The following is a 17,717-nucleotide window of genomic DNA, read 5'->3' as shown; positions in this document are numbered from 1 at the left end:
CATCGCAAACGCGAAGTGCAACGCGCAGTAGGTTTATGCTCTCCTGGAACAGTTTCTTAATTGTTTGGAGTACTACCATGGCACTCGTATCACTGCGTCAACTGCTGGACCACGCCGCCGAGAACGGCTACGGCCTGCCGGCGTTCAACGTCAACAACCTGGAACAGGTGCAGGCCATCATGGCCGCGGCCGACGCCACCAACAGCCCGGTGATCATGCAGGCCTCGGCTGGCGCGCGCAAGTACGCCGGCGAAGCCTTCCTGCGCCACCTGATCGACGCCGCCGTCGAAGCCTATCCGCATATCCCGGTCGTGATGCACCAGGACCACGGCCAGTCGCCGGCGGTCTGCATGGCCGCGATCCGTTCGGGCTTTTCCTCGGTGATGATGGACGGTTCGCTGGAAGCGGACGGCAAGTCGGTCGCCTCGTATGAATACAACGTCGAAGTGTCGAAAGAAGTCGTCAAGTTCGCGCACTCGATCGGCGTGACCGTCGAAGCGGAACTGGGCGTGCTCGGTTCGCTGGAAACGATGAAGGGCGACAAGGAAGACGGCCACGGCGCCGACGGCACCATGACCCGCGAACAGCTGCTGACCGACGTCGACCAGGCTGCCGACTTCGTCGCACGCACCCAGTGCGACGCGCTGGCAATCGCCATCGGCACCTCGCACGGCGCCTACAAGTTCACCCGCAAGCCGACCGGCGACATCCTGGCGATCGACCGCATCAAGGAAATCCACGCGCGCATCCCGAACACCCACCTGGTGATGCACGGCTCGTCGTCGGTGCCGCAGGAACTGCTGGCGATCATCCGCGAATTCGGCGGCGACATGAAGGAAACCTACGGTGTTCCGGTCGAAGAGATCCAGGAAGGCATCAAGCACGGCGTTCGCAAGATCAACATCGACACCGACATCCGCCTGGCCATGACCGCGGCGATCCGCAAGTTCATGTTCCAGAACCCGTCGAAGTTCGATCCGCGCGACTACAACAAGCCTGCGCGCGAAGCGGCAATGGAAGTCTGCAAGGCGCGTTACCTGTCCTTCGGCTGCGAAGGCCAGGCATCGAAGATCAAGCCGATTCCGCTGGAGAAAATGGCCGAGCGTTACAAGGCCGGCGAGCTGGCGCAAGTCGTCAAGTAAAATAGCGTTGTCGAACGGGCTGCCGCACGGTAGTCCGGCTTCTCGGACCGCGACAAACCTACTGCGCGTTGCACTGTCGGCCTGTGATGCTCGCTGTACTGTTCGTACAGCTGCGCTTCTCGACCAACATTGCCGCCGCTCGCTACGGTTTTTCGAGGTCCTTACTGGCGGACAGGGCAACCTGCTCCGCCGATTCCGCTTAGTTGGTTTCCCTGATCCTCATGTCTATGAACAGCCTCTACCAATCCTCGATCCAGTCCCTGCCACTGCTCGGCCGCGGCAAAGTGCGCGACAACTACGCTGTCGGCGACGACAAGATCCTGATCGTCACCACCGACCGCCTGTCGGCCTTCGACGTCGTCATGAACGAACCGATCCCGGGCAAGGGCATGGTACTGAACCAGATGAGCGACTTCTGGTTCGAGAAGCTCGGCCACATCGTGCCGAACCACCTGACCGGCGTGACACCCGACAGCGTCGTGGCACCAAGTGAGGTGGAGCAGGTGCGCGGCCGCGCCGTCGTGGCCAAGCGCCTGAAACCCATCATGGTGGAAGCGGTGGTGCGCGGTTACATCATCGGTTCCGGCTGGAAGGACTATCAGGCAAACGGCGCCATCTGCGGTATCGAACTGCCGCCGGGCCTGCGCCAGGCGGATAAACTGCCGCAGCCGATCTTCACGCCGGCCGCGAAAGCCGACATCGGCGAGCACGACGAGAACATCTCGTTCGCCGACATGGAAAGCCGCATCGGCCCGGAACTGGCCGCGAAGATGCGCGAGGTCTCGATCCAGCTCTACACCGCCGCTGCGGAATACGCGGCGACCCGCGGGATCATCATCGCCGACACCAAGTTCGAATTCGGCCTGGACGAGAACAATGTGCTGCACCTGATGGACGAAGTGCTGACCGCCGATTCCTCGCGCTTCTGGCCGGCCGACTCGTACGCGCCGGGCATGTCGCCGCCGTCTTTCGACAAGCAGTTCGTGCGCGACTACCTGGAGACCCTGTCCGACTGGAACAAGACCGCGCCGGCGCCGCACCTGCCGGAAGAGGTCATCAGTAAAACCCAGGCCAAGTACTTCGAAGCCATCGAACGCCTGACCGGCGAAAAGCTGAAGGCCTGACGATGAGCGATGGAGTGAAACCGCTGGTCGGCGTGGTGATGGGTTCCTCGTCGGACTGGGATGTGATGCAGCATGCTTGCGAGATGCTGAAACAGTTCGGCGTGGCCTTCGAGGCGCAGGTGATTTCGGCGCACCGCATGCCCGACGAGATGTTCGCCTATGCAGGCAGCGCGCGCGCGCGGGGCCTCCGCGCCATCATCGCCGGTGCCGGCGGCGCCGCTCACCTGCCGGGCATGATCGCCGCGAAAACCATCGTCCCGGTGCTGGGCGTGCCGGTGCCGTCGAAATACCTGCGCGGCGAGGATTCGCTGCTGTCGATCGTGCAGATGCCGAAAGGCGTGCCGGTATCCACCTTCGCCATCGGCGAAGCGGGCGCCGCGAATGCCGCGCTGACGGCGGTGGCCATGCTGGCCGCCACCGACGACGCGCTGGCCGCCCGCCCGGAACAATTCCGCATTGAGCAGACCGCCGCCGCCAAAGCGATGACCTTGCCTGTCTGAAGGTGTTATGAGCAACAAGAGTACTCCGCAGTCCGCCCCCATCCTCCCCAGCGCCCATCCGCCGACCTGGCTCGGCGTCATGGGAGGCGGCCAGCTCGGGCGCATGTTCGCCCACGCCGCCCAGGCGATGGGCTACAAGGTTGCCGTGCTGGAGCCGGCCGCCGACAGTCCGGCAGGGCAGGTCGCCGAGCGGCAGGTTCAGGCCGGCTACGACGACAGCATCGCGCTGGGCCAGCTGGCCGCGCTCTGCAGCGCCGTCACCACCGAGTTCGAGAACGTGCCGGCCGACAGCATGAAGCTGCTGGCGCAGGGCAGTTTCGTCGCACCCGCCGGCGCCTGCGTCGCCATCGCCCAGGACCGAATTGCCGAGAAACGCTTTTTCGTCGCGTGCGCGCCGCGGTCCGGCGTGATGCCGGCGCCGCACAAGGTGATCGCCACGCAAGCCGACATCGATGCCATCGATGACGATCTGCTGCCGGGTATCCTGAAAACCGTGCGCATGGGTTACGACGGCAAGGGCCAGGTCCGTGTCAAAACGCGCGACGAGGTGCGCGCCGCCTTCGAAGCGATGGACGGCGTGACCTGCCTGCTGGAAAAAATGCTGCCGCTGGCCTACGAGGTGTCGGTGCTCACTGCGCGCGGCCATGACGGCGCGTCGGTAGTCTATCCGATCGCCGAGAATGTGCACCGCGACGGCATCCTGTTCACGACCACCGTGCCGGGGCCGAACGTGTCGCCGGAGTGCGCGCAACGCGCCCAGGACGCCGCCCGCGCCATCGTGGCCCAGCTCGGCTACGTGGGCGTGCTCTGCATCGAGTTTTTCGTGCTGGAGGACGGTTCGCTGGTCGTCAACGAAATGGCGCCGCGCCCGCACAACAGCGGCCACTACACGATGGATGCCTGCGTCACCAGCCAGTTCGCCCAGCAGGTCCGGGCGATGGCGCGCTTGCCGCTGGGCGATTGCCGCCAGCACTCTCCGGCCGTCATGCTCAATATCCCGGGCGACGTCTGGTTCGAGGGCACGAGCGACACCGTGCGCGAACCGGCCTGGGAGCGCGTGCTGGCGCTGCCCGGCGCCTTCCTGCACCTGTACGGCAAGGACGATCCGCGCCGTGGACGCAAGATGGGCCACGTGACTTTCGTGGCGCCGACCCCGGCGGAGGCGCAAGAGCAAACGCGCGCCGCCTGCGCCATCCTCGGGATCGCGCCATGAGCAGCGAATCGTCCAACGGCGCCATCGACCAGGCAGCGGTAGAGGCCGCGGCGCGTGCGCTGGAAGCGGGCCACCTGGTCGCTTTCCCGACCGAGACCGTCTATGGCCTGGGCGCCGATGCCGAGAACCCGGCGGCGGTGGCCGCCATCTATGCCGCCAAGGGCCGGCCGCAGGATCACCCGGTGATCGTGCACCTGGCACCAGGGGCCGACATCGCCCACTGGGCCTGCGACATTCCGCCGCAGGCGCATGCGCTGGCCGAGGCTTTCTGGTCGGGGCCGCTGACGATGATCGTCAAGCGCGCGCCGAACATTCCGGATGCCGTCAGCGGCGGCCAGGACACGGTGGGATTGCGCTGCCCGTCTCACCCGGTGGCGATCGCGCTGCTGCGCGCCTTCAAGGGCGGGCAGGGCGGCATCGCCGCGCCGTCGGCGAATAAATTCGGCCACGTCAGCCCGACGACGGCCCAGCACGTGCGCGACGAATTCGGCAGCGACGGCAGCGTCGCGCTGGTGCTCGACGGCGGCGCGGCCGATGTCGGCATCGAATCGACCATCGTCGACCTGTCGCGCCTGGCCAGCCACGGCCCGGTACTGCTGCGTCCTGGCCACGTGAGCGCCGAGGCGATTGCCGCCGTCATCGATCAATTGCCGAGCGCACCAGATGCGGAGGCGCCGCGCGCTTCCGGCACGCTGGAATCGCATTACGCGCCGCATACGCCGGTGGCGATGCAGGACACGGCAACGCTGACGCAGACGCTGGCGCGCCTGATTGACGCGGGCCGCAAGGTCGCCCTCATCCATTATTCGGATTTGCCCGCGGCACATGCCAGCCTGCGCCTGCCGGCCACGCCGGAAGGCTTCGCCCACGCCCTGTACGCGGCCCTGCGCGCGATGGATGGCAAGGGAGCCGATGTGATCCTGGTCGAGGCGCCGCCGCAGGATGGTGCCTGGCTGGGCGTCAACGACCGCCTGCGCCGCGCCGCGCATGGATCGACCGGGATCGTGCACGGCTTGCTGAACCGCGACGCGGCGGTGTAGGGCGGGCGCACCACGCGGGGTGCGCCGGTCATCCGTTTCGATCACCACCGGGCGGGGAACCCGCCCGGCCTGCAGGGTGGTCGGCTCCAACCCTGGCGCGAGCGTCCACGGAACGTCTGCGCCGACCACGCGTTCAACTCCTCTCCGAATACCGTTACCACATGCACGAGCCACGCGAACGCGTGGACGGCATCCGGGCCGCGGCGATGCGAGCGTCATGGTGGAGCCGTTCACCCTGCGCCTCGTCTCCGCGTCCCCCGCCACGCTTCGAGATATTGCCCATAACAATGCTTGTTATAATCGGCAAGATTGTCGGCCTTGCTGCCTGGGTGTTGTCTTTGGTTGACACCATGACAATATAAATTTCTATACAAGCAGCAAGAACACTGGCATATTAGTTTGGGACACGAATAGCACGGGCGTTCGTTTCACAGAAAAATATCCAATCCCCTAGGAGACACAATGCGTCAAAAGAATTTTGCGCTCGCGCTGCTGACCGCAGCGGCGCTCGCCGCTTGCGGCGGTACCGGTAGCAGTGGTGGCGACCAAACGCACAAGGTTGCGTTCAGCCAGCAAGTCACGTTCGGCGACAGCCTGTCGGACGTCGGTACCTATAACGTCGGCGCGATCAAGGCCGCCGGCGGCGGTAAATTCACCATCAACGGCAACAGCACCGCGACGAATTCCGTGCTGACCGGCCTGAACTGGACCGAAGTGCTGGCGGCCGAATTGAAGCTGCCGGCGCCTTGCGCCGCCCAGACTGGCCTGCTGGGCAATACGGCCGGCACCAACGTCCCGGTGACCAACAACCCGAGCTGCTTCAACTATGCACAGGGCGGTGCCCGCGTCACCAATCCGATCGGTCCGGGCAACCCGGCCGTCAAGCCGGAACTGGGCGAAATGACCGTGCCGGTCGTGACCCAGGTCGCGAACCACCTGGCCAAGACCGGCGGCAAGTTCAGCGGCACCGAAATCGTCACCATCATGGCTGGCGGTAACGACGTGCTGATGCAACTGGGCGCCGTCAGCGCCGCCGGCAAGCGTGCAGGCGAGCAGGCCTTCCCTGGCCTGCTCATCAGCGGCCTGGCAGCAACCACCTTGAACCCGGCCACCGCCGCGCCGCTCATCCAGCAAGCGGTCGCCGCCAACGCCGCCAACGGCCAGAGCGCGATCGTCAACGCGGCCGTGGGTGTGGCGATGTCGCAAGGCGCGACCCAGGCTGCCGCCGTTGCCGCGGCCACCAAGGCCGGCACGGATGCAACCGCTGCCGGCACCAAGGCCGCGGGCGAATACGCCGCTGCCAACGCTGCGACCCTGGTGGGCGAACTGGGCAAGGCCGGCGCCGAACTGGCCGGCATCGTCAAGACCCAGCTGCTGGCCAAGGGTGCCAACTACGTCATCGTCAACAACCTGCCGGACGTCGCCAACACCCCGTCGGGACGCGCACAGCCGGCGCTGCAGCCGCTGATCGACACCATGGTCAACACCTTCAATGCCCAGCTGAAAGCCGGCCTGGGTACCGACGCGCGCGTGATGTATGTCGACCTGTACGCGGTGAGCAAGGACCAGGTGACCAACCCGGCCCCGTATGGCCTGACCAACACGACCACCAAGGCTTGCGCCACCGAGTCGTCGCTGACCTGCACCATCAAGGACGCAACCGGTCCTGACGTGAGCCACTACATGTTCGCCGACGACATCCACCCGACGCCATACGAGTACTGGCTGGTTGCCCGCTACGTGCTGGCCGACATGGCCAAGAAGGGCTGGCTGTAAAAACGATAAAGCTTGCCCGCGCGGGCCGATGACGCACTTGCCGTGCGCGCCCGCCGGGTCCTTGCGCCAATAAGAATCAGGAGAAATGATGAAAGTACGTTTCAATAGCGCCATGAAAGCGCTGGTGGTGGCTGCCGCGCTGGCATGCGCCTCGACCGCCTCGGCCCAGTCCGCCGGCCAGTGGACCGCCAAGTTCGGTTTCAACCAGCTGAGCCCGAAAGTCGACAGCGGCGACATCTCGGCACCGGCCCTGCCGGGTACCAAGGCCGACGTCGAGAGCGACATCCAGCCGGTGCTGATCATCGCCTACGGCCTGACCGACAATATCTCGCTCGAAGGCGCGCTGGGTACGCCGTACAAGCACAAGATCATGGGCGCAGGCGCGATCGCCGGCACCGGCGAACTGGGCACCGTCGAGGCGCTGCCGCCGACGCTGTTCGCGCAGTACCGCTTCTTCGCACCGAGCGCCACCTTCCGTCCCTATGTCGGCCTGGGCGCGACCTATGCCTACTTCATGAAGGAACGCGGTTCGGGCAAGCTGACTGCGCTCACCAACCCGGGCAGCAGCACGCCGACGACCTTCGAGATCGACAACAAGTTCACCTACACCGCGCAAGTGGGCGTGGCGATGAACCTGACCGATAAATGGTTCGCCGACGTGACGGTCAACAAGAGCCGCCTGCGCACCGACGTGCACTTCTCGACCGGCCAGAACCAGCACATGAAGCTCGATCCGGTGGCGGTCGTGCTGGCGGTGGGCTACAAGTTCTAAGACGACGTTCAGCGTCGATGGAGCCGGCACGGTGCAAGCCCTGCCGGCTTTTTTTCGTCCGCAGTCCGCGGCTTCTCCCGCAGGATGGGCTCCGCCCACGCGGACGCAAGATACCGCGAACGGTACAGGCAACAGCCCCACTACCGGCAAGCACGCGTGGGGAGCCCGCCCTGCGAGAGACACGACAGATTGCGGGTAATGAAGCTGTCTAATGCAGGCTCGCCGCGTACTCGGTAAAACGCTCGCCGCTCAGGGCCGGCTCGTACAGGTAGCCCTGGTAGACGAAGCAGCCCGCCTCGGACAGGAAGTCGCGCTGGCCCGCCGTCTCCACGCCCTCGGCGATGACCTGCAGGCCGAGGCTGTCCCCCAAGGCGATGATCGAGCGCACGATCGAGGCGTCGTTGCGGTCGGTGAGGACGTCGCGCATGAAGGAGTAATCGATTTTCAGCTGGTCCAGCGGCAGCTTGCGCAGGTAGGCCAGCGACGAATAGCCGGTGCCGAAGTCGTCGAGCGAGAAGGTGATGCCGAGGCGGCGCAGGGTTTCCATGGTTTCGACCGTATGGGCGAAATCGGTGACCACCAGCGTCTCGGTCAGCTCGAACTTCAGGTAATGCGGGTCGACCCCGGTGGCGGCCAGGATTTCCTGGGTCATGGGGACGAAATCGGGCTCGACGAACTGACGCGCGCTGACATTGACCGACAGCGACAGGTGGCGCGTGACCGGATTGCCCTGCCAGGAAGCCAGCTCGGCGCAGGCCGTGCCGAGCACCCAGCGCCCGATGTCGACGATCAGGCTGGTCTCTTCGGCCGCCTTGATGAAGTCGGTCGGATACAGGAGTTCGCCGTTCGGCTGGCGCCAGCGCAGCAGGGCCTCGGCGCCGATGACGCGGCTGTCGCCGTCGAGCTGGGGCTGGTAGTAGAGGATGAACTCGTGGTTGCGCAGTGCCCGACGCAGCCCCGTTTCGAGCTCGGAGCGGGCGGTCCACTTGGCCTGCATGTCCGGGTCGAAGAAGCGGAAGGTATTGCGCCCGGCCGCCTTGGCCTGGTACATCGCGGTATCGGCCTGTTTCAGGGCCGATTCGACCGTGTCGGTGGCGCCGCTGATCATCGTCACGCCGACGCTCGTCGAGACCGCATACATGAAGTCGGCCAGCTGGAAGGGCGCGTTCATGGCCGCCACCACTTTCGCCGCCACGGTCTCGGCCTGGTGCGCCGCCGCTTCGAGCATCTCTTCCTCGGGCTGGACCAGGATCACGAATTCGTCGCCGCCCAGGCGCGCCACCATGTCCGCTTCGCGCACGCTGTGCTCGAGCCGGCGCGCCACCGCCTGCAGCAGCATGTCGCCGGCAGCGTGGCCGTGGGTGTCGTTGAGGATCTTGAAGTTGTCGAGGTCGAGGAACATCAGCGCCCCGAACTTGCGCGAGCGCGCGCTGCCGAGCAGGGCGCGGCGCAGGTGATCGAGCAGGCTGGCGCGGTTCGGCAGTTCGGTCAGCGCGTCGAAGTAGGCCAGTTTATGGATGCGCTCCTCGTTGATCTTGCGCTCGCTGATGTCGGTGCTGATGACCAGGATCTTCTGCTGTACGCCGGTGTCCGGATCGCCCGCCACCACGGTCCAGCGCGAGTCGGCATGGATGGTCGTGCCGTCGCGCCGGTGCTGCTGCAGTTCGCCAGCCCACTCGCCTTCCTCGATGGCCGTGCGCAAGGCCTCGCTGAAGGCGGCATGGTTGTCGCACAGCAGGTCCGACATGCGCTGGCCCAGGACCTGCCGCTCTTCCCAGCCATAGAGGCGCTCGGCCCCCTTGTTCCAGTAGGTGATGCGCGCATGCATGTCCATCACGAAGATGGCATCGTGTGCCTTGTCCAGCAGCGAAGCCTGCTCCCTGGCCAGCAAGTCGGCGCGGCGCAGCGCGCTGATGTCGGCGATGAACCCCTCGAGCGAAACATTGCCATCCTGGTCGACCACGGCGGAACCCTGTTCCCAGGCCCAGCGCAGCTTGCCGGAAGCGGTGATGATGCGGTAGCTCAGCTGGAAGGGACGGCCTTCGCGGACCGCCTGGTTGGTGTCGGTGAGGACCTGGGCACGGTCGTCGGGATGGATCAGGCTGGCATACGCGATGGGATGCTCGCCGAAGAAGGCCGCGGCCGGATACCCGGTCAGCTTCTCGACCCCGGCACTGAGGAATTCCATGGTCCAGTGGCTGTCGTTCAGGCAGCGGTACACGGCCCCTGGCAGATTGCGCAACAATAGATCGAGCGACAACGCCGAGGCGTCATGGGAGCGCGAGTTTGTCGACACTGACTGTACCGAAGTTGGCATCTTCCGCACGCTTGACGTAGGTGGGACATCTGCAGCGAAACGATTGATCTCGCACACATGGTAACGCGAAAGTTACGACAGTTCGTTAACCGTGCGTCAATTTTTTACGTTGTTGGCGGAGTGGTACGGGACAGGCATGACGCCTGCCAGCTGGATGGGCTGGCAGGACGGGGAGTGTTGCAGACGGGCAGATTCAGCCTGGAGGCCAGGCTTGCCGTGGGGACTTGCCCTGGAAAATCAGAACGCGGCGATGCCGGTCTGGGCGCGGCCGAGGATCAGGGCGTGGATGTCGTGCGTGCCTTCGTAGGTGTTGACCACCTCGAGGTTGACCATGTGGCGGATGATGCCGAACTCGTCCGAAATACCATTACCGCCGAGCATGTCGCGCGCCGTGCGGGCGACGTCCAGCGCCTTGCCGCAGGAGTTACGCTTCATCATCGAGGTGATCTCGACGGCTGCGGTGCCTTCGTCCTTCATGCGGCCCAGGCGCAGGCAGCCCTGCAGGCCGAGCGTGATTTCGGTCTGCATGTCGGCCAGCTTCTTCTGCACCAGCTGGTTGGCGGCGAGCGGCTTGCCGAACTGCTTGCGGTCCATCGTGTACTGGCGAGCGGTCTGCCAGCAGGCTTCGGCCGCGCCCAGCGCACCCCAGGCGATGCCGTAGCGTGCCGAGTTCAGGCAGGTGAACGGACCCTTCAGGCCGCGCACGTCCGGGAAGGCGTTTTCTTCCGGGCAGAACACGTTGTCCATCACGATTTCGCCGGTGACGGAGGCGCGCAGGCCGAACTTGCCGTGGATCGCCGGTGCCGACAGGCCTTCCATCCCTTTGTCCAGCACGAAGCCGCGGATCGCGCCTTCGTCGTCCTTGGCCCAGACCACGAACACGTCGGCCACCGGCGAATTGGTGATCCACATCTTCGAACCGGTCAGCGCATAGCCGCCGTCGACCTTGCGTGCACGGGTGACCATCGAGCCCGGGTCGGAGCCGTGGTTCGGCTCGGTCAGGCCGAAGCAGCCGATCCATTCGCCGGTCGCCAGCTTCGGCAGGTATTTTTGCCTGGTTGCTTCGTTGCCGAACTCGTAAATCGGCACCATCACCAGCGAGGACTGCACGCTCATCATCGAGCGGTAGCCGGAGTCGACGCGTTCGACTTCGCGCGCGATCAGACCGTAGGCGACATAGTTCAGGCCAGGGCCGCCGTATTGCTCGGGAATGGTCGGGCCGAGCAGGCCCAGTTCGCCCATCTCGCGGAAGATCGAGGTGTCCATGCGCTCGTGGCGGAAGGCCTCGAGGATGCGCGGCTGCAGCTTGTCCTGGCAGTAGGCAGCGGCGGCATCGCGCACCATGCGCTCTTCGTCAGTCAGCTGGCTGTTGAGCAGCAACGGATCGTCCCAGTGGAAGGGCACGGCCGAGGTCTTGCGTGGCGAATCGGAAGCGTTCATGGAGCGGTCCTGTCTCTGTCGGTTGTTCTGTCGTCTGGAAAGCGCGCACCTTGCGGCCGCGCCGAGCCGGATCATTATAGGAAGGACATGCCGGCCCATCTTTTCAATCTGCGACAGCCATTTTCATTTTTGTCCGGGCGACGCGGAGGCCGGGCGACGCAGAGGCCGGGCGACGCGGAGGCCGGGTGACGCGGAGGCCCGGGTGACGCGGGAGGACGAGCCGGAGACGGGAACCGTGAAAGAAATCAGTCAGGCCGGGCCGGTGCTGCCGAAACGCCCGCCATGGAACAGCAGGCCAGGCTGGGGATGCACTTCGCATTCCTCGACTTCGCCGACGAAGATCACGTGGTCGCCTTCGGGGTAGCGGCTGCGGTTATGGCATTCGAACCAGGCGGCGGCGCCTTTCAGGATCGGCAGGCCAGTGCGCGAGAGCGCATACTCGACGCCGTCGAAGGGATTGTCGGTGCGGCGCGAAAAGCGCATGGCCAGGTCCTGCTGGCTTGCTGCGAGCACGTTGATGACGTAATGCGAATTGCCGCTGAAAATGGGCAGGCTGTTGGCGCCGGCGCCGAGGCTCCACAGCACCAGGGGTGGATCGAGCGAGACGGAATTGAAGGAACTGGCGGTCAGCCCGCGGAAGCTGCCGTCGGGTAGCCGCGTCGTGATGACGGTGACGCCGGTCGCGAACTGCGACAGCGCCTGGCGGAAATGCGCCGAATCGAAACCGCGCGCGGTGGCACGGGGAGAGCGTGTGTTCATCGAATCCTTCGGAAGTTGCGCGTCCATTATGCCACCGCAGGCGTTGAGAGCCTATCCCGGTAGTCCGGAGTCGCTGCTGGCGCGCCTGACAAACGCGTGCTGCGTTGCTCGTCGTTGCATGGCCAGCCATGCGGCCTCCTCGCGCCTTGCCCGCGCTTGCCATGCATCGCCACCAGCTTTCCCCGGACTACCGGGATAGGCTCTTGGCCGCGTTTGGGAGGCCGTGTTGCGTCTGCACAAAGGTGCGCTTTGCGTTAGCATAAGAGCGTCTAACAAAAGCTTCAGAGCAAGGGATGCGGCCGCCCGACGCGGCGACGAAGGCAGTACCTTTTGTACGACAAGGAGCTGCAACGCAGCTATGAAGGTTTTGTTAGGCGCTTTCATCCAATAAACAGTACCGGGGTAGGCAATGAACGAGCAAACGACCGAAGTAGCGATTCTCGGAGGCGGATGCTTCTGGTGCGTCGAAGCCGTGTACCTCGAAGTGCGCGGCGTCACGAAGGTCGAGTCGGGCTATATGGGCGGCCATGTCGTCAACCCGACCTACGAGCAGGTGTGCGGCGCGGCCACGGGCCACGCGGAAGTGGTGCGGCTGGAATTCGATCCCGCCGTCATCAGCTACCGCGACATCCTGCAGATCTTCTTCACGATCCACGACCCGACCACGCCCGACCGCCAGGGCAACGACGTCGGCCCGCAATACCGCTCGGTCATTTTCTTCGAGAACGCGGAGCAGGAAACGACCGCGCGCCAGGTGATGGCGGAGATGGCGGGCGTCTGGGACGCGCCGATCGTTACCCAATTGATGCCCAGTGAAACCTGGTACAAGGCCGAGGAATATCACCAGAACTACTATGCCCAGCATCCGATGCAGGGCTATTGCGCTTTCGTCGTTGCGCCGAAGGTGGCGAAGTTCAGGAAGACCTTCCAGCACTGGATGAAGCAGTAGGGTGGACGGCCAAGCCCGCGAAGCCAATGGGTCGTAGCGGTGCTGCCGTCCACGCGTTCAACGGTCGCTTGATACGTCGTGACCGTTCGGCGCGCGCTTGAACGCGTGGCGTGATGCGGGCCAAATGCCCGCATCACGCGCATCACGCGCAGCAGGCGCAATCGCCGCGTCGATTCCGGCTGCCGGGTGGAGCCGTCCACCCTACGGTGTGCCCACGGACGCACTTACAGCGAACGAGCATCCCCCATCACGGATACATATACCTGCGCGACCACGGCATCAGCCCCGGTTCCTGCCCCGCCTTGCCGCACACGATCTGGTACAGGCTGATCCAGTCGTGGCTGAAGGCGTGGGCGCAGCCGGCGAGGTAGACGTGCCAGATGCGAAAGCGTTTCGCGTCCGTCAGCCGCGCGATTTCGTCGGCGTGGCTCTCGAAGTTTTCGGTCCAGGCGGCGCAGGTACGCGCGTAATGGCGGCGCAGGTTTTCCACGTCGCGCACTTCCAGGCCGCCCTGCTGCATGGCCTCGACCACCGTCGACAGGTGCGCCAGCTCGCCGTGCGGGAACACGTACTGGCCGATGAAGTCGCCGCCGCCGTAGGGCGAGGCGCGGCCGGCCACGTCGGTCGAGGTGATCCCGTGGTTCATCGCCACGCCGTTCGGCGCCAGCAGCGCGCAGACCTTGCCGAAGTACGCCCCCAGGTGCTGCACGCCCACGTGCTCGAACATGCCGACGCTGGTGATGCGGTCGAACTGGCCGTCGATGTCGCGGTAGTCCTGCAGGCGGATCTCGACGCGTCCCTCCAGGCCGGCCCGGGCGACGCGCTCGCGCGCCAGCTGCGCCTGGTTTTCCGACAGGGTGATGCCGACGCAGCGTGCGCCGAAAGCCTGCGCCGCGCGGATCGCCAGCGCGCCCCAGCCGCAGCCGATGTCGAGCAGGGTCTGGCCGGGACGCAGGTCGATCTTGCGCAGGATGTGGTCGATCTTCCTGACCTGCGCCGTGGCCAGGTCTTCCTCGCCGGTCTCGAAATAGGCGCAGGAATACACCATGTTCGGGTCGAGCCAGGCGGCATAGAAGTCGTTCGAGACATCGTAGTGGTAGCGGATTGCCTCGGCATCCCTCTGGCGCGTGTGCGGCGACAGGCGCCAGAGCGGATTGGCGCGGCGCGCCGGCTTGCCGTTGTTGGCCGCCAGTTCGCTGCCGATGCGGATCATGTCGGCCGCGCGGCCGCGGATCTCGAGCGCGCCTTCGACATAGGCGCGTCCGAGGTTGTAGAGAGAGGGGGCGAGCAGGTAGCGCAGGCTTGCTGGCCCGGGCACGCGGATGGTGACGCGCGGCGGCTCGGCAGAGAAGTCGAAACGTTCTCCGTTCCATAGTTCCACGCGCAGGGGCAGGGACAGCTTGCTGCGCAGGTCGGTGCTCCAGGCACCGAGCTTCATTTCGGTGAACATGATGGCCTCCTCTGGCTGGGAGCGCTCGGCGCACCCTGCGGTGAACGCGTGGCGTAACCCGGGCTACATGCCCGGGCTACGCGAAGCAGGCGCTACCGTCGCGCCGGTTCGAACGACGCGGTGGAGCCGCCCACCCTGCGAGCGTGTGAAAAATGGTCATGGCTGCGTTGCATCGTCTCGCCGTACCGTCGTACCGTCGTACCGTCGTACCGTCGTACTGTCTTCGACGATGCGCCTTGCCCTAAGCATTTTTTCACACGCTCTACGGTTGCAAACGCTGCCGTGCCCAGCTGCCGTCTTCCTGCCGCAGATAGACGATGCGGTCGTGGAAACGCGAGCGCCGCCCCTGCCAGAATTCGATGCGCTCGGGCACCAGCCGGAAGCCGCCCCAGTTGGCCGGCCGCGGCGGTGCGTCGCCTGCCGTGGCGGCGACCGCTTCGTAGTTCTGCTCCAGGGCCGCGCGGTTCGCGATGGGCGCGCTCTGCTGGGAGGCGATCGCCGACAGGCGGCTCTTCAACGGCCTGCTGTGGAAATACTTGTCGCTTTCCTCGGCCGAGGTCGTTTCGACCCGGCCTTCGATGCGCACCTGGCGTTCAAGTTCGCTCCAAAAGAATAGCAGGGCTGCATACGGATTGGTGCGGAGTTCCTGCGCTTTGCGGCTGTCGTAGTTTGTGTACCACGTAAAGCCCCGTTCATCGAACTGTTTGACGAGTACGATGCGCGAACTCGGACGACCGTCGGCGTCGACCGTCGCCACGTTCATGGCGTTCGGCTCGTTCACCTGGGCACGCAAAGCCTGTTCGAACCAGCGCGTGAACTGCAGCATCGGGTCGTCCAGCACGTCCTCCTCGTTCAGGCTGGCCTGGCCGTAATCCTTGCGCAGGCCGGCCACCGCATCGCCAATTGCCGGGGCGGCGGCCGGCTCGCCCTTGCCGGCCTCGATGCCGCGGCGGCGCTGCATCGCGTCCCCAAGCTGGCGCATCTGCTCGCGCGAGAACAGGCGCATCGCCATGGGCGCCATCGTGCTTTCCTCGCGTTCCATGTGTGCCGTATAGCGTTGCGCGAAGCGCTGCACGCTCGAGGCCGACAAGGTGCTGGCGCTGCCGTCGGCCACGCCCGTCAATTGCTCGTGCAGGTCTTGCCACAAGGCGTCCATGTCCTTGTGGTCCTGCAGGATGACCGGCGCCAGCGCCTGCAGGGTGGCGGCGTCCTCGCCCTGGGCGACGGCGCGCAGCATCGGGATCAGGTCTTGCTCCTCGTCGTCGTGGTGCAGGTGCGCGGCCTTCTCGAAATACTTCAGCACGGCAGCTGCCGCCTGGCGTGCCTGTTCGTCGGCACCGTGCTCGGGCAGGTGCGACAGCAGGCGTTCGAGCGTCGTCAACTGCTTGCGGATGCGCCCGTGGCAATGCTTGAGCACGGCGATCGGCTGGTCGAAACCGGGAGCGCTGTCAGGAAGGAAATCGTTCATTGGCGTATTTTTGACAGAAGAAAGCTTTTTGACGGGTTTTTGATTGACTAAGCGCTATTTTAGTGCAGTTGCGAAAGAGCCCTCCGGTAAAATGGCGGCATGGACACGATCACTCCCGCACTCTTTTCAGCAGCAACCGACGACGCAGTCGACTTCGAACGCCGCTTCGGCGGCATCGCCCGCCTCTATGGCGAGCGTGCACTGGAACGCTTCCGTACGGCGCACGTTTGCGTCATCGGCGTGGGCGGCGTCGGCTCCTGGATCGTCGAGGCGCTCGCGCGCAGCGCGGTCGGCCGCCTGACCCTGATCGACCTCGACAACGTGGCCGAATCGAACATCAACCGCCAGATCCAGGCCCTGAGCTCCACCATCGGCATGCCGAAGATCGAGGCCCTGCGCGAACGCATCGCCCAGATCAACCCGTACTGTCAGGTCACCCTGGTCGAGGATTTCATCGAGCCGGACAATATCGAGAACATGATCGGCGGTAAAGGTTTCGACTACGTCGTCGACGCCATCGACAGCGTCAAGGCCAAGGCGGCCCTGATCGCCTGGTGCCGCGACCAGGCACTGCCGCTGGTGACCATCGGCGGCGCCGGCGGCCAGATCGATCCGACCAGGATCGAGGTGCGCGACCTGGCCCGCACCGAGCAGGAACCCCTGCTGAAAAAGGTGCGCAAGCTGCTGCGCGCCGAATACGGTTTTTCGCGCGGCGAAAAGCAGAAGTACCACATCGATGCCGTGTTCTCGATGGAGCCGCTGCGTTACCCCGAGGCCGAGGACGCCTGCGAGATTGGCACCTCCGTCACGGGCCTCAATTGCGCCGGTTTCGGTTCCAGCATGGTGGTAACGGCCAGCTTCGGCATGATCGCGGCCGGCCATATCCTGCGCAAGATGGCAGAGGCGACTGAAACCCGGGCTGAAACGCAGGCTGTCACCGAGACGGCAGCGGTTGCGGCGGAGAGCATGAGCGCCGCATAATCGGCGCTTGCCACCTGTGCATCTGGCGGAGGCCTTGCTATCATAGGATTCATTGAAATCCTGTCATCGAAAGAGTCTCCCATGATGCGTCGCACCACCTGCACTACTTTCGCGGCCCTGTTGCTCGCAACCGCCGCCCACGCCCAGCAACCTGCCTCCACGACCGTCACCCCGGCGAACGCGCCGCAAGCGGCAACGGGCGCCGGCCAGGCCGCCACCACCGTGCGCCAGCAGGGCGTGCAAAGCGCCGCCGACCAGGCCGCGGCGAGCTCGCAGCAGGCCGCCGGCCAGGCTGCGGCAGGCGGCACCGAGAATGCGGCCGCCGCCGCCCAGGCCGCCGCTACCGCCCAGGCCGCACAGCCGGTGCCACCGGTGGTCACCGGTCCGAAGATCGAGATCATCGACAGCGTCGTCGGCAAGGGCAAGGAAGCCGTCGTCGGCAACGAGGTGCGCGTGAATTACACCGGCTGGCTCCACAAGCCGGTCGCGCGCAATGGCCGCGGCCGCAAATTCGATTCCTCGCTCGAAGCCGGCCGCACGCCGCTCGAATTCCGTCTCGGCGCCGGCCAGGTCATCAAGGGCTGGGAGCAGGGCGTCGCCGGCATGAAGGTGGGCGGCAAGCGCACCCTGATCATTCCCAGCGAGCTCGCCTACGGCAAGCGCGGCGCCCCGGGCGGCATGATCCCGCCGGACGCCGATCTCATCTTCGACGTCGAACTGCTGGGCGTGAAATAAGTCTTTCCCATCAAGTTCACCATTGCCGACAGGCCGTACGCCCATGGATGA

Annotated in this window: 15 protein-coding genes; 10 read left to right on the top strand and 5 right to left on the bottom strand. The window is 65.3% G+C overall.

The window, feature by feature from the left end:
- Nucleotides 1–77: 77 nt before the first annotated feature.
- The 7 genes from fba to G4G31_RS01465 all read left to right on the top strand — a co-directional run bounded on the left by fba (nt 78) and on the right by G4G31_RS01465 (nt 7,567).
- Nucleotides 78–1,142, top strand: coding sequence for a class II fructose-bisphosphate aldolase (fba, locus tag G4G31_RS01495; RefSeq protein ID WP_182989998.1), 1,065 nt, complete (start codon nt 78–80; stop codon nt 1,140–1,142).
- 227 nt (nt 1,143–1,369) lie between these two features.
- Nucleotides 1,370–2,266, top strand: a complete 897-nt coding sequence (locus tag G4G31_RS01490) for a phosphoribosylaminoimidazolesuccinocarboxamide synthase (RefSeq protein WP_182991636.1) — start codon at nt 1,370–1,372, stop codon at nt 2,264–2,266.
- Nucleotides 2,267–2,268: 2 nt separating this feature from the next.
- Complete coding sequence (gene purE / locus G4G31_RS01485) at nt 2,269–2,766, top strand: 5-(carboxyamino)imidazole ribonucleotide mutase (protein WP_182989997.1); 498 nt, start codon at nt 2,269–2,271, stop codon at nt 2,764–2,766.
- A 7-nt stretch (nt 2,767–2,773) separates the two neighbouring features.
- Nucleotides 2,774–3,979, top strand: a complete 1,206-nt coding sequence (locus G4G31_RS01480; RefSeq protein ID WP_182989996.1) for a 5-(carboxyamino)imidazole ribonucleotide synthase — start codon at nt 2,774–2,776, stop codon at nt 3,977–3,979.
- Nucleotides 3,976–5,019, top strand: a complete 1,044-nt coding sequence (locus G4G31_RS01475) for an L-threonylcarbamoyladenylate synthase (protein ID WP_182989995.1) — start codon at nt 3,976–3,978, stop codon at nt 5,017–5,019. The genes G4G31_RS01480 and G4G31_RS01475 overlap by 4 nt, the downstream gene beginning before the upstream one ends.
- Nucleotides 5,020–5,481: 462 nt before the next feature.
- Nucleotides 5,482–6,795, top strand: a complete 1,314-nt coding sequence (locus G4G31_RS01470) for an SGNH/GDSL hydrolase family protein (protein ID WP_182989994.1) — start codon at nt 5,482–5,484, stop codon at nt 6,793–6,795.
- An 88-nt stretch (nt 6,796–6,883) separates the two neighbouring features.
- Nucleotides 6,884–7,567 carry an OmpW family protein gene (locus tag G4G31_RS01465; RefSeq protein ID WP_182989993.1) on the top strand — a complete coding sequence of 228 codons (684 nt, stop codon included), beginning with the start codon at nt 6,884–6,886 and terminating at the stop codon, nt 7,565–7,567.
- A gap of 208 nt (nt 7,568–7,775) precedes the next feature.
- On the opposite strand, the gene G4G31_RS01460 is transcribed toward G4G31_RS01465, so the two are convergent.
- The 3 genes from G4G31_RS01460 to G4G31_RS01450 all read right to left on the bottom strand — a co-directional run bounded on the left by G4G31_RS01460 (nt 7,776) and on the right by G4G31_RS01450 (nt 12,083).
- Nucleotides 7,776–9,863, bottom strand: a complete 2,088-nt coding sequence (locus G4G31_RS01460; protein ID WP_229425270.1) for a bifunctional diguanylate cyclase/phosphodiesterase — start codon at nt 9,861–9,863, stop codon at nt 7,776–7,778.
- A 258-nt stretch (nt 9,864–10,121) separates the two neighbouring features.
- A complete protein-coding gene (locus G4G31_RS01455) occupies nt 10,122–11,324 on the bottom strand; it encodes an acyl-CoA dehydrogenase (protein WP_182989992.1) in 1,203 nt (400 codons plus the stop codon).
- A gap of 249 nt (nt 11,325–11,573) precedes the next feature.
- Nucleotides 11,574–12,083, bottom strand: a complete 510-nt coding sequence (locus G4G31_RS01450) for a flavin reductase family protein (protein WP_182989991.1) — start codon at nt 12,081–12,083, stop codon at nt 11,574–11,576.
- Between the two features lie 409 nt (nt 12,084–12,492).
- On the opposite strand from G4G31_RS01450, the gene msrA reads away from it, so the two are divergent.
- Complete coding sequence (msrA, locus tag G4G31_RS01445) at nt 12,493–13,032, top strand: peptide-methionine (S)-S-oxide reductase MsrA (RefSeq protein ID WP_182989990.1); 540 nt, start codon at nt 12,493–12,495, stop codon at nt 13,030–13,032.
- Nucleotides 13,033–13,279: 247 nt separating this feature from the next.
- Here msrA and G4G31_RS01440 read toward each other — a convergent pair whose 3' ends face one another.
- Both G4G31_RS01440 and pdxH read right to left on the bottom strand, forming a co-directional pair.
- Nucleotides 13,280–14,482 (bottom strand): cyclopropane-fatty-acyl-phospholipid synthase family protein, encoded by a 1,203-nt coding sequence (locus tag G4G31_RS01440; protein WP_182989989.1) that lies wholly within the window; start codon nt 14,480–14,482, stop codon nt 13,280–13,282.
- 262 nt (nt 14,483–14,744) lie between these two features.
- Complete coding sequence (pdxH, locus tag G4G31_RS01435) at nt 14,745–15,950, bottom strand: pyridoxamine 5'-phosphate oxidase (protein WP_182989988.1); 1,206 nt, start codon at nt 15,948–15,950, stop codon at nt 14,745–14,747.
- A 99-nt stretch (nt 15,951–16,049) separates the two neighbouring features.
- Between pdxH and tcdA the strand changes: the two genes are divergently transcribed.
- Both tcdA and G4G31_RS27950 read left to right on the top strand, forming a co-directional pair.
- The gene (gene tcdA, locus G4G31_RS01430; RefSeq protein ID WP_182989987.1) at nt 16,050–16,931 is read left to right on the top strand and encodes a tRNA cyclic N6-threonylcarbamoyladenosine(37) synthase TcdA; all 882 of its coding nucleotides are present in this window, start codon (nt 16,050–16,052) and stop codon (nt 16,929–16,931) included.
- Nucleotides 16,932–17,012: 81 nt separating this feature from the next.
- Entirely contained in the window at nt 17,013–17,666 is a 654-nt protein-coding gene (locus tag G4G31_RS27950) for an FKBP-type peptidyl-prolyl cis-trans isomerase (RefSeq protein ID WP_308622010.1), read from the top strand.
- Nucleotides 17,667–17,717: the final 51 nt, after the last annotated feature.

Origin of the sequence: Massilia sp. Se16.2.3 (assembly GCF_014171595.1) — a bacterium.
Lineage (GTDB): Bacteria > Pseudomonadota > Gammaproteobacteria > Burkholderiales > Burkholderiaceae_D > Telluria.
Note: the sequence above shows the minus strand (reverse complement) of the source record. Positions and strands in the feature narration are given on the sequence as shown.

Excerpts from the sequence above, each read along its gene's own strand:
- fba (WP_182989998.1), top strand. The coding sequence starts at position 78 with ATGGCACTCGTATCACTGCGTCAACTGCTGGACCACGCCGCCGAGAAC.
- G4G31_RS01490 (WP_182991636.1), top strand. The coding sequence starts at position 1,370 with ATGAACAGCCTCTACCAATCCTCGATCCAGTCCCTGCCACTGCTCGGC.
- purE (WP_182989997.1), top strand. The coding sequence starts at position 2,269 with ATGAGCGATGGAGTGAAACCGCTGGTCGGCGTGGTGATGGGTTCCTCG.
- G4G31_RS01480 (WP_182989996.1), top strand. The coding sequence starts at position 2,774 with ATGAGCAACAAGAGTACTCCGCAGTCCGCCCCCATCCTCCCCAGCGCC.
- G4G31_RS01475 (WP_182989995.1), top strand. The coding sequence starts at position 3,976 with ATGAGCAGCGAATCGTCCAACGGCGCCATCGACCAGGCAGCGGTAGAG.
- G4G31_RS01470 (WP_182989994.1), top strand. The coding sequence starts at position 5,482 with ATGCGTCAAAAGAATTTTGCGCTCGCGCTGCTGACCGCAGCGGCGCTC.
- G4G31_RS01465 (WP_182989993.1), top strand. The coding sequence starts at position 6,884 with ATGAAAGTACGTTTCAATAGCGCCATGAAAGCGCTGGTGGTGGCTGCC.
- G4G31_RS01455 (WP_182989992.1), bottom strand. The coding sequence starts at position 11,324 with ATGAACGCTTCCGATTCGCCACGCAAGACCTCGGCCGTGCCCTTCCAC.
- G4G31_RS01450 (WP_182989991.1), bottom strand. The coding sequence starts at position 12,083 with ATGAACACACGCTCTCCCCGTGCCACCGCGCGCGGTTTCGATTCGGCG.
- msrA (WP_182989990.1), top strand. The coding sequence starts at position 12,493 with ATGAACGAGCAAACGACCGAAGTAGCGATTCTCGGAGGCGGATGCTTC.
- G4G31_RS01440 (WP_182989989.1), bottom strand. The coding sequence starts at position 14,482 with ATGTTCACCGAAATGAAGCTCGGTGCCTGGAGCACCGACCTGCGCAGC.
- pdxH (WP_182989988.1), bottom strand. The coding sequence starts at position 15,950 with ATGAACGATTTCCTTCCTGACAGCGCTCCCGGTTTCGACCAGCCGATC.
- tcdA (WP_182989987.1), top strand. The coding sequence starts at position 16,050 with ATGGACACGATCACTCCCGCACTCTTTTCAGCAGCAACCGACGACGCA.
- G4G31_RS27950 (WP_308622010.1), top strand. The coding sequence starts at position 17,013 with ATGATGCGTCGCACCACCTGCACTACTTTCGCGGCCCTGTTGCTCGCA.